Source organism: Limosilactobacillus alvi (assembly GCF_016900115.1).
GTDB classification, from domain to species: Bacteria; Bacillota; Bacilli; order Lactobacillales; family Lactobacillaceae; genus Limosilactobacillus; species Limosilactobacillus alvi.
The window spans coordinates 26,310-37,431 of the sequence record NZ_JACJJQ010000016.1; the positions used below are offsets into that span (position 1 = coordinate 26,310).

An 11,122-nucleotide genomic window follows, 5' to 3' on the forward strand; every position below is an offset into this window, starting at 1 on the left:
AATGGCAAAGAAAAAGAAACCAGCTTTGGATGCCAATTTAGTGGCCCAAAATAAAAAAGCCCGCCACGATTATGCGGTTACGGATACCTATGAAGCCGGGTTAGTTTTAACCGGAACCGAAATTAAATCCGTTCGGGAACGACGAGTTCAGTTAAAAGATGGCTATGCCCAGTTTCATAATGGTGAATTATGGTTGATGAATGTCCATATTACTGAGTACAGTAATGGGAACGTTTTTAATCATGATCCCCTCCGCAATCGGAAGTTACTCCTGCATAAAAAAGAATTGAAAAAATTAAGGGAAGCCCTCTCAATAAAAGGGGTCACCATCGTTCCGCTTAAAATGTACTTAAAGCACGGTTTTGCCAAGGTCCTAATTGGAGTTGCCAAAGGGAAGCACGAGTACGATAAGCGTAATAACATTAAACGGCGGGAACAAGAACGCCAAATCGAACGGGTAATGAAGCATTATTAAGCAAGCGATCGAGTGAAAACCGTCTTGCTCTAGCTAGATAAATTTTAAGTTACGTAAAAAAGGGGTCACCAATAAAGGTTAAGTATTACATTCTAAACCTTTATTGGTGGCCCTAATTACTTATTTGTAATTTTGTTACTAATGTTAATTGGTGCTTCCAAACCTAAGTTGGGTTGTGAAATTGATTTAAACTTAAACCGGTCCCAAATTGGTTTCGGATCAGGCCGCTTTGCCCAGTGGTTTAAGACATAAGCCACAAGAATGGCAAGGGGTTCTTCACTTTTGACGCCAATGGTGATCGCAAGGTAGGAAGCACCCGAGTTTTTAGCGGGCTCCATGGCAAAGATTTGGCGACTCCCTTTGAAGACCCGGTAGTGGTTAGTTAGCGCATTACCAACGATCACCCAGTTGAGACCCCGGATATAAACGACTTCTCGGACAAAGCCAAGCGACTTGCCAACAACGCCGACTCGTTGCTGATCAACATAAAGAGCAAATTTGGGGAGGAGGCCAAGCGAAAGTTGCTTTACTTCAGCCAACAAATCACCGTGCATATTGTAAAGCGAAAGGGTATCTTGCCGAATTCCCCACTTACCGGCTAACAGATAAATTGCATTGTGGTTAGCATCATGAACAACAGTTGCCGGTTGTCGATCGGTAGTACGATCGCGCATATACAGGGTTCGCACAGGTAACTCCTCCCTTTCGAATATTCATCTACATTTTATCAGTGAATTGAGAATTTGAACAGGATTGATAGCGATTTCATATTTTCTCCCGCCTGGTTACAAAATATGCTAAAATTAAAAACGAGGTGCATGATTTTGAAGCAATTAATTCATAACGATTGGTGGCCAATTCTAAAGCCCCAGTTTGAAGCGGATTATTATCAACAACTTCATAACTTTTTGTTAAATGAGTACCAGACGCAGACGGTTTACCCCGAAATGCATCATATTTTTACTGCTTTTGAATGGACACCCTATTCGAAAGTGAAAGTGGTGATTTTAGGGCAGGATCCCTACCATGGCCCTCACCAAGCACATGGTTTAAGTTTTTCAGTTTTGCCGGGCGTTGCAATCCCACCATCCTTACAAAATATATATAAGGAACTGCAGGATGATCTTGGCTACCCGCCAGTAAAGCATGGTTATCTTAAAAAATGGGCGGAACAAGGAGTTTTGCTTTTGAATTCGGTCTTAACTGTTCGGGCTGGGCAAGCCTATTCTCACCAAGGACATGGCTGGGAAAAATTAACGGATGCTGCCATTGTAGCGTTATCTGAACGGCCTCAACCAGTGGTCTTTATTTTGTGGGGCAAAGCGGCTCAAAAGAAGAAGCAATTGATTAATCTGGAAACGAATATTGTTTTGGAATCAGCCCATCCAAGTCCTCTATCAGCTTACCGGGGGTTCTTTGGTTCGCGACCATTTTCAAAAACGAACCAGGCGCTAGTAGCGATGGGGGAAACGCCGATTGATTGGCAATTACCAGCAACCGTTGATGGTGAATAAGAAAAGGAGTCTTCGAAATGGATATTTTTGGAAAGTTAGCTCAAGATTTAAAGGGTAAGAATCGCCGGATCGTATTCCCAGAAGGTAGCGACAAACGGATTATGGGGGCTGCGGTACGTTTGAAGGCTGATGGTGTGGTTGACCCCGTTTTGCTTGGTTCAGAAGCAAAATTAAATCAAGTTGCCACGGACAATGGCTTTGATTTAAGTGGCATTGAAATTTTGGATCCAGCTACTTATCCCGCAAGTGATAAGCAAGCGATGCACGCTTCCTTGCTTGAACGGCGGAAGGGCAAAAATACTCCAGAAGAAGTCGCTAAGATGTTGGAAGATGTTTCCTATTTTGGGACCATGCTAGTTTACATGGGTAAAGTTGACGGAATGGTTTCTGGGGCAGTGCACTCAACTGGGGCAACGGTTCGGCCAGCATTACAAATTGTTAAGACTAAGCCAGGTCAAAAGCGGATTTCTGGAGCCTTCATCATGCAAAAGGGTGAGGAACGTTACGTTTTCGCTGACTGTGCCATTAACATTGAATTAGATGCTGAAACGATGGCCGCGGTTGCCATGCAAAGTGCTGAAACGGCAAAGCTTTTTGGCATTGATCCAAAGGTTGCGATGCTTTCCTTCTCTACCAAGGGTTCCGCCAAGGGTGACATGGTTACCAAGGTAGCTGAAGCAACGAAGCTCGTTCATGAACAAGCTCCAGACTTAGCAGTTGACGGGGAACTCCAATTCGACGCGGCCTTTGTGCCAGAAGTTGGGGCTTTGAAGGCTCCAGGCTCCAAGGTGGCTGGGCATGCCAATGTCTTTGTCTTCCCAAGCCTTGAAGCTGGGAACATTGGTTACAAGATTGCTCAACGGTTTGGTGGTTTTGAAGCCGTTGGTCCAATCCTCCAAGGTTTGAACGCCCCAATTGCGGACCTTTCTCGGGGGACGAGTGAAGAAGACGTCTACAAGGTTGCTGTAATTACGGCGGCCCAAGTAAAGTAGGGTGACCATGGTGCAGGTTAATTTACCAAATCGTCAAGCAACCATTGAACTCGGCCAAAAATTAGCGCCCTTTCTGCAGGCGGGGGATGTCCTTGTTTTAAACGGGGACCTCGGAGCCGGTAAAACCACCTTTACTAAGGGATTGGCTGCCGGTTTAGGGATTAACCAAATGATTAAGAGTCCGACCTTTACCATTATTCGAGAGTATCAGTCTGGTCGGTTACCCCTTTACCATATGGATATTTACCGTTTGGAAGCTGGCGGTGCTGAAGACCTTGGTTTGGAAGAATACTTTGATGGAGACGGAGTTAGCGTCGTTGAGTGGGCTCAATTTATTGAAGATGAGCTTCCAACGGACTACCTTTCCCTCAGCTTTACCCGAACTGACCAAGAAAATGAACGACAACTCAAGATTATCCCCCATGGGGAACACTTTGAAAAGGTAGTTGAGAAATGGCTCCATGACGACAAATGAAATCGAAATGCGCTTAGCTGAAAAAAACGATGCCAAAGGATTATTAGCCTTTTTGCGGCAAACAGCAACCGAAAGCCAGGCAATTTTACTTCCGGGATTAGATAAAATTACGGTTGAAGAAGAAGCAATTCGGCTTGCCTCCGTTGCTGATCGAAATGATTGCTTGATCTTATTAGCCTGGTTAGGTGAACAGATTGTTGGGGTACTAACGATTATGCATGTCGCTGATCAACCAGGGACTGGTGAGTTAGGCGTTGTCGTTGCAAAGGATTATTGGCACCAGGGGATTGGAAAGCTGTTAGTTGATGAAGGCCAGTATTGGTACGAAAATTACAGTACCCTTGATGAACTAATGTTAACTGTCTTTACCACAAACCGGTGGGCAATTAAGCTCTACCAGGATTTGGGATTTAAAACAACGGGTCAACTAAACGAACCAATGGCAAATGGTGAATTGGCCGCTGCTTATCGGATGGTTTACAAGAAGTAGCATAGAAGATAAAAGTCCAGCATGGCTTAATTTTGTCATGCTGGACTTTCTTAATTTGATAGTTTCTTACTTAACTTCCTTAATAAATCGCTGTAACTGGGCTGAACCAAATTGTTGAACTTGGTGAATTAAAATATTTGCACACGCTTGGGCGTCATCTAAGGCGTTGTGGTGGTGATGAAGATCAATTTGTAAGGCTTCAGCGACCGTATTAAGCCGATGGTTCATTAGTTGGGGATAAAAAGCCCGACTAGTTTTGACCGTATCCAAGGTTAGGTAGTGTGCAGGGGTGATTCCGTAGTGTTGTAAGGTGTTCTTTAAAACGCTATTGTCAAAGGTGGCATTGTGGGCAATTACTAACTTTTCCGGGGTAAAGAATGGTTGAATGTGTTCCCAAACCTCCGGAAAAGTGGGGGCGTCTTGGACGTCTTGCTCGTGGATCCCGTGAATTTGAATGTTCCGCCAGAAAAATGGTGTTTGCGGATTAATGAGGGTATAAAATTCGTCGGTGATTTGGTTATTGCGAACGACAGTAAGGGCTAATGAGCAGGCACTGTACCGCTTAGCTGAGGCGGTTTCAAAGTCCATGGCGATAAAGTTCATCTTTTGGTTCCTCCGTTTTCTTTGCCAAAATTATAATTCACATCGTCTTTGTGATGCAAACTATTGGCAAAATGATATAATCGAAAGAGTTGGTTGGGGTTCCATAAAAAATAACGATCAATTTATCCCTAACGCAAGCTAAAACCAAAGTAGTTAGCTATAAGATTTGGGTGAAGCCCAATGATGTTTGAAAGGAACTTTAAAAATGACTTATGAATTAGCAGCGGACACCTTTACTGGGTTGAAGCTTTTAAAAGACGAACCACTTTCTAAGTACACGCATACGAAGACCGGTGGACCAGCAGATTGGTTAGCCTTTCCGGAAACAGTTGATCAAGTCAAAGCAATTGTGTCCTATGTCCATGCACACCAAATTCCATTGACGGTGCTTGGAAACGCAAGTAATTTGATCGTTAAGGACGGTGGAATTGCTGGTTTGACTTTAATCTTAACGAAGATGAAACAAATTACGGTACATGATGATGTCGTAACAGCTCAGGCTGGGGCGGCATATATTGATGTGACGATTGCGGCGCGAGATGCTAGCCTAAGTGGGCTTGAATTTGCAGCTGGAATTCCCGGAAGTGTTGGTGGAGCTGTCTTTATGAATGCGGGTGCTTATGGTGGCGAAACTAAGAACGTTGTTGCCTCTGCTACGGTAATGACACCAGCCGGCGAAATTAAAACTATAAATAACAAAGAACTCGCTTTTGGTTACCGCCACAGTGCTGTTCAAGAAGGCCACATGGTGGTTCTTTCCGCTGACTTCAAGTTAACCCCGGGAGACTTTGATGCTATCAAGGCGGAAATGGATGACCTAAATGCCCGGCGCGCGGCTAAACAACCCCTTGAATTACCTTCTTGTGGGAGTGTCTTTAAGCGGCCAACGGGTTACTATGCTGGTAAGTTAATCCATGATTCAGGTCTTCAAGGTTACACTGTTGGTGGGGCTCAGGTTTCTACTAAACACGCTGGCTTTATTGTTAATATTGGCAACGGGACGGCTAGTGATTATCAAGCCGTCATCCGTCATGTTCAAGCAACCGTAAAGGAAAAGTTTGGGGTGCAACTGGAAACGGAAGTCCGGATTATTGGTCGGGACTAAAAACAAGTCAGCAAAGCGGGAAGCAAAATGATATAATTGGTCCCGTAATTTGATCGGGGGGATGCTCAATGCAAGTCCTCGCTACACTTCTCACGTGGCGAAATTTTATTAATTTAATTGATATTTTAGTTATTTGGCTGTTAATCTACGAGTTAATGGTCCTTTTAAAGGGTACCCGGGCGGTCCAACTGTTCAAGGGAATCTTGATTATCATTGTGATTAAGGTGGTTTCTTGGTACGTTGGCCTCTCAACCGTTTCGTGGGTGATGGACCAGGTTATTAACTGGGGGGTAATTGCGATGGTAATTATCTTCCAACCAGAAATTCGGCGGGGATTAGAACACCTCGGCCGGGGGACGATGTTGACCCGCAACCGGGCAGCGAATGAAAAAGAAGAGGAATTGATCAAACAACTTGACCAAGCAATCCAATACATGTCTAAGCGCCGGATTGGTGCGTTGATCTCAATTCAAATGGAAACCGGTTTGGAAGAGTATATCGAAACTGGGATTCCATTGGACGCTGATGTGACTGGGGCCTTATTGATCAACACCTTTATCCCTAACACCCCACTCCACGATGGGGCGGTGATCATTAAAAATAACCGGATCGCCGTGGCGGCAGCTTACCTCCCCTTGTCCGATAGTAAGTTAATTCCCAAAGAATTAGGGACTCGTCACCGGGCCGCCGTCGGGATTTCTGAAGTGACCGATGCTTTAACGATTGTGATTTCTGAAGAGACTGGGGAAATTTCGATTACCAAGGATAATGAATTGTTGCGGAGTATGACCCAGAAGAATTATCTGAAGTTCCTCCGGGCGCAACTCTATAAGAAAGAAGAAAGTAACAAAAATTTGTTTACTGACTTATTAACCCGCTTAAAGGGGGTGGGCAAGTGAAAGACGATCAAACCGGCTTTTTTAACAGTAAGTGGTTCTATCGGATTATTTCTCTAATTTTTGCCTTAACCCTATTTATGTATGTTAACGGGAGTAAAAATGGTTTTTTGCATCAAACGACCCGGAACGGAAATTCAACGGCTTTGATGTCCAATAAGACCGAAACTATGAAGATGCCCCTAGATTTGACGGTGAATAGCCAAAAGTATGTGGTTACTGGTTATCCCCAATACGTTAGAGTCAAGATCAGTGGTCCTTCAGCCTTAGTTACAACCACGATGAATACGCAAAATTTTAAGGTTTATGCTAACCTAAATAATCTGGGGAATGGAGAACATACCGTTAAGCTTAAGACTTCGGGGTTGAATTCCGAATTGCGAGCGCGGGTCATTCCAGCAACTATCAAAGTTAAGATTCAACCACGGATCACGACGGCCTTACCAGTTGAGGTCCGGCTAAGCGCCAAGACCGTTAACGGGAATTACAAAGTTGGCACCCCCAAAGCTTCCTTGAATACTGTCCAAATTACGGGGGCTAAGAGTGAAGTTAAGCGGGTTGCCAAGGTGATTGCAGTGGTTAATGTACCAAAGAATGCTACGAGTGACCTGCAACAACAAGTTACTTTACAAGCGATTGATCGCCGGGGACAAACCGTTAATGTGGTGGTGATGCCAAGCACAATTAGCGTGACCGTACCGATTAATGCAAATAAGAGTGATGGTAATTCTTCATCAAGCAGTAGTAGTGAATCATCAAGTAATAAAACTAGTGAAAGCCAATCACAGTCGAGTCAGTCAGAAAAAAGTTTAAGTTCTGAATCGAGTAGTGACAGCAGTAATAGTTAGGAGTTTTTTTGAATGAAGTTAAAGTATTTTGGAACCGATGGAGTTCGGGGAGTCGCTAACCAAGAATTAAGTCCAGAATTAGCCTTTCGGGTTGGACGGGCCGGTGGATATGTTTTGACCCGCCACTCTGATCGGAAGCGGCCCCAAGTCTTAGTTTCCCGGGATACCCGGATTTCTGGGGAAATGTTAGAAAGTGCCTTAATTGCGGGGCTTCTTTCAGTGGGGATCGAAGTGCTCCGGCTTGGGGTGGTTACTACCCCCGGGGTTGCCTACTTGGTACGGGCTCAAGAAGCCGATGCCGGCGTGATGATTACGGCTTCCCACAACCCAATTGAATACAATGGGATTAAGTACTTCGGGAGCGATGGTTTCAAGCTTTCCGATGAACTCGAATACGAAATTGAACAACTTTTGGATGCCGAAGAAGATACCTTACCACGCCCCGCCGCTGATGGTTTGGGAATTGTTGATGATTACAAAGAAGGAGCATTGAAGTATACTTCTTTCTTGGAACAAACAATTTCAACGGATCTTGAAGGCTTGAAAGTCGTTGTTGACGCTGCTAACGGGGCGACGAGTGGTTTTATCGCTAACCTTTTTGCGGATGTAAACGTTGATTTGATTCCGATTCATGACCAACCAGATGGGTTAAACACTAATCTTAACTGTGGTTCGACTCATCCTGAAAGTCTCCAAAAGGCCGTAGTGGAAAACGAAGCCGATCTAGGCATTGCCTTTGATGGTGATGGCGACCGGTGTATTGCGGTTAACCACGAAGGAAACCTGGTTGACGGGGACAAGATCATGTACATCTGTGGGAAAAATATGGAAGAAAATGGTCGCCTCAAGCAAGATACAGTGGTCACAACGGTGATGAGTAACTTGGGGATGTACAAGGCCTTAGAAGCCCATGGCATGAAGAGTGTAAAAACCAAGGTTGGGGACCGCTACGTGGTTGAAGAAATGCTGAAGAACGGCTACAACCTGGGTGGGGAACAATCTGGCCACATCATTTTCTTGGATCACAACACGACCGGGGATGGGATGTTGACGGCCCTTCAATTACTCCAAGTAGTTAAAACGACTGGCAAGACCTTAAAGGAACTAGCTGCCGATGTGACAACTTATCCACAAGAGTTAGTTAACATTAAAGTGGCCGATAAAGCAGCCGCAATGGAAAATGCAAACTTAAAGGCCATTATCGCAAAAGTTGAGGGTGATATGAATGGCGATGGTCGGGTGCTTGTCCGCCCAAGTGGGACTGAGCCCCTGCTTCGGATCATGGCTGAAGCCCCAACGAAAGAGCTTGTTCACGATTACGTTTCTCAGATCGCCAAAGTAGCCGAAGAAGAATTTAAATAGAAGCGGTAGGGAAAAACTCGCAACGACATATTAGGACTAGGAAGAAAGTCAAATTTCTTTCTAGTCTTTTTCTTTGGTCAACGGTTCACAAAATCACAATTTTTTACCCGATCGAGAAGAAGTAATGCTCGAAACTTCAATGTGGCTCGGTTGTTATCTTGGCGTCGCTGACCACCATTTCCTTAATTTACAGCAGAAATTAGCTGGGTGAAGTAAAATTAGAACTTAACCATACCAATTTTGATCAGGGAATTTGACAAACGTTGAAAAAGCTTTTAATATACTAGGAGTTAGAAAGAAAACTATTAAAATGGTTAAAAAACCTATCTATACCAATTTGTAAAGGAAGAAAAGCTTATGTGTGGAATTGTTGGAGTTACGGGGACAAACAAGACGGTCTCAATTTTAATCGATGGTTTAAAGCGTTTGGAATACCGGGGTTATGATTCAGCCGGAATTTACGTTAATGATCAAGCTGGTAAAGACTTCTTGATCAAGCGAGCTGGCCGGATTACAAATTTGGAAGCTGCTTTGACGCCAGAAGTTCAAGGAATGGCTGGGATTGGTCATACACGGTGGGCAACCCATGGCGAACCAAACCAAGCTAATGCCCATCCACAATACTCTGCTGACAAACGTTTTTACTTGGTTCACAATGGAGTGATCGAAAACTATAAAGATCTAAAAGAAGAATACTTAAGTGACGTTAAGTTCAAGAGCCAAACGGATACGGAAGTTATCGTCCAACTCGTAGATAAGTTTGTCACTGCCTATGATATGGACACGAAGGCCGCCTTATTGAAGGTTTTGCGGTTGATTTCTCGGGATTCTTCTTACGCCTTTGCTTTAATGGACAAGGAACAACCAGACACCTTGTATGTTGCTAAGAATAAGAGTCCATTACTAGTCGGGATCGGTAAGGGCTACAATATGGTTGGATCCGATGCCCTTTCCATGTTAAATGAAACCAATGAATTCATGGAAATTGAAGATCATGAATTGGTGATTGTGCAACCAGATCATGTTACGATCGAAAGCTTTGATAACGAAGAAAAGCACCGTGATACCTTTACAGTTGATATGGATCCCAATGCCGCTGATAAGGGCGCTTATCCATTCTACATGCTAAAGGAAATCGACGAACAACCAGCCGTTATGCGGCGTTTAGTTCAAGAGTACTTAGGCGCAAATGGCAAGCCACAAATTGATGAAAAGCTGTTGGCGCAAATGCAAGAAGCCGATCATCTTTACATCGTTGGGGCTGGGACGAGTTACCACGCCGGTTTAGTTGGGGCACGGTTGTTTGAACGTTTTGCGCAAATTCCAACTTCGGTCCACATTTCTTCCGAATTTGCTTACGAACAACCATTGCTTTCCAAGAAGCCATTCTTCATCTTCCTTTCCCAAAGTGGGGAAACCGCAGACAGTCGGGAAGTTTTGGTTCACGTCAATGAAAACAAGTGGCCAAGTTTGACGATTACGAACGTCGACAAGTCTACCCTTTCGCGGGAAGCAACCCATACCTTGTTACTATACGCGGGACCAGAAATTGCCGTTGCTTCAACTAAGGCTTACACGGCTCAAGTTGCCGTGGAAGCAATCTTGGCTAAGGCCTTAGGTGAATATCTCGGTTTAGAAGCGGCGCAAAAATTTGATGTCAAGGATGAATTAGCTAAGGTAGCTAATGGGATGCAAGCTTTAGTTGACAGCAAGGACGAAATTGAAGCCATTGCTAGCCATGCTTTATCTAAGCCCCGGAATGCCTTTTACATCGGTCGGGGACTTGACTGGTCAGTTTCTTTAGAAGCGGCCTTGAAGTTGAAGGAAATTTCTTATGTTCAAGCCGAAGGGTTTGCGTCGGGGGAATTAAAGCACGGAACGATTGCTTTAATTGAAAAGAACACGCCGGTAATTGGGATTATTACGCAATCCCGGACCGCTGGTTTAACCCGGAGTAACCTTGAAGAAACGGCAGCTCGGGGGGCTAACATCTTAACGATCGCCTCGCGGCATTTGGCAAAAGAAGATGACTCCATCATCTTGCCAGACGTTGATGAAATGATCTCACCATTATTAAGTGTCGTACCAGCGCAATTGTTGGCTTACTACACTAGCCTTGGAAAGGGCCTGGACGTTGATAAGCCACGGAACTTGGCCAAGAGTGTTACGGTGCAATAAGAATTAAATAAGTTAACCAACCTAAGCTTGAGGCCGGGAAGAAGCTAATGTTTCTTCCCGGCTCTTTCCTACGATTAGTCAAGCGAAAAGTTATCGAAAATTAGCGTACACTAAACAAACCTGATCTAAATAAGAATTTAAAAATCAGGAAAAAGTGATATATTAAAGAAGAGGGTTAATCCTC

The 11,122-nt window shown here is 44.3% G+C and carries 12 protein-coding genes; 10 read left to right on the top strand and 2 right to left on the bottom strand.

Annotated features, from left to right (window positions below):
* The first annotated feature begins 1 nt into the window (after position 1).
* The gene (smpB, locus tag H5993_RS04635; protein WP_204776419.1) at positions 2–475 is read left to right on the top strand and encodes an SsrA-binding protein SmpB; all 474 of its coding nucleotides are present in this window, start codon (positions 2–4) and stop codon (positions 473–475) included.
* A 116-nt stretch (positions 476–591) separates the two neighbouring features.
* Here smpB and H5993_RS04640 read toward each other — a convergent pair whose 3' ends face one another.
* Positions 592–1,164, bottom strand: coding sequence for an LURP-one-related/scramblase family protein (locus H5993_RS04640; protein WP_204776420.1), 573 nt, complete (start codon positions 1,162–1,164; stop codon positions 592–594).
* Between the two features lie 135 nt (positions 1,165–1,299).
* Here H5993_RS04640 and H5993_RS04645 point away from each other — a divergent pair, with 135 nt between their 5' ends.
* Genes H5993_RS04645 through H5993_RS04660 form a run of 4 tightly spaced genes read left to right on the top strand, consistent with a single transcriptional unit; the run spans position 1,300 to position 3,946 of the window.
* On the top strand, positions 1,300–1,989 hold the full coding sequence (locus H5993_RS04645; protein WP_204776421.1) for a uracil-DNA glycosylase: 690 nt from the start codon (positions 1,300–1,302) through the stop codon (positions 1,987–1,989).
* Positions 1,990–2,006: 17 nt separating this feature from the next.
* Positions 2,007–2,981: a phosphate acetyltransferase gene (gene pta / locus H5993_RS04650; RefSeq protein WP_204776422.1), complete on the top strand. Its 975-nt coding sequence runs from the start codon at positions 2,007–2,009 to the stop codon at positions 2,979–2,981.
* Positions 2,982–2,988: 7 nt separating this feature from the next.
* Positions 2,989–3,456 carry a tRNA (adenosine(37)-N6)-threonylcarbamoyltransferase complex ATPase subunit type 1 TsaE gene (gene tsaE, locus H5993_RS04655; protein ID WP_204776423.1) on the top strand — a complete coding sequence of 156 codons (468 nt, stop codon included), beginning with the start codon at positions 2,989–2,991 and terminating at the stop codon, positions 3,454–3,456.
* Positions 3,443–3,946, top strand: a complete 504-nt coding sequence (locus H5993_RS04660) for a GNAT family N-acetyltransferase (protein WP_180871520.1) — start codon at positions 3,443–3,445, stop codon at positions 3,944–3,946. Before tsaE ends, H5993_RS04660 begins: the two co-directional genes overlap by 14 nt.
* Positions 3,947–4,012: 66 nt before the next feature.
* Here H5993_RS04660 and H5993_RS04665 read toward each other — a convergent pair whose 3' ends face one another.
* The gene (locus tag H5993_RS04665; protein WP_204776424.1) at positions 4,013–4,549 is read right to left on the bottom strand and encodes a 3'-5' exonuclease; all 537 of its coding nucleotides are present in this window, start codon (positions 4,547–4,549) and stop codon (positions 4,013–4,015) included.
* A 205-nt stretch (positions 4,550–4,754) separates the two neighbouring features.
* Here H5993_RS04665 and murB point away from each other — a divergent pair, with 205 nt between their 5' ends.
* The 5 genes from murB (at position 4,755) to glmS (ending at position 10,938) form a co-directional block, all read left to right on the top strand.
* Complete coding sequence (gene murB / locus H5993_RS04670) at positions 4,755–5,654, top strand: UDP-N-acetylmuramate dehydrogenase (protein ID WP_204776425.1); 900 nt, start codon at positions 4,755–4,757, stop codon at positions 5,652–5,654.
* Positions 5,655–5,722: 68 nt separating this feature from the next.
* Positions 5,723–6,553 (top strand): diadenylate cyclase CdaA, encoded by an 831-nt coding sequence (gene cdaA / locus H5993_RS04675; protein WP_204776426.1) that lies wholly within the window; start codon positions 5,723–5,725, stop codon positions 6,551–6,553.
* Positions 6,550–7,398, top strand: a complete 849-nt coding sequence (locus H5993_RS04680) for a CdaR family protein (protein WP_338033129.1) — start codon at positions 6,550–6,552, stop codon at positions 7,396–7,398. The genes cdaA and H5993_RS04680 overlap by 4 nt, the downstream gene beginning before the upstream one ends.
* A 12-nt stretch (positions 7,399–7,410) precedes the next feature.
* Entirely contained in the window at positions 7,411–8,760 is a 1,350-nt protein-coding gene (glmM, locus tag H5993_RS04685) for a phosphoglucosamine mutase (protein WP_204776427.1), read from the top strand.
* A gap of 357 nt (positions 8,761–9,117) precedes the next feature.
* The gene (gene glmS / locus H5993_RS04690; protein WP_204776428.1) at positions 9,118–10,938 is read left to right on the top strand and encodes a glutamine--fructose-6-phosphate transaminase (isomerizing); all 1,821 of its coding nucleotides are present in this window, start codon (positions 9,118–9,120) and stop codon (positions 10,936–10,938) included.
* The last annotated feature ends 184 nt before the right edge of the window (positions 10,939–11,122 follow it).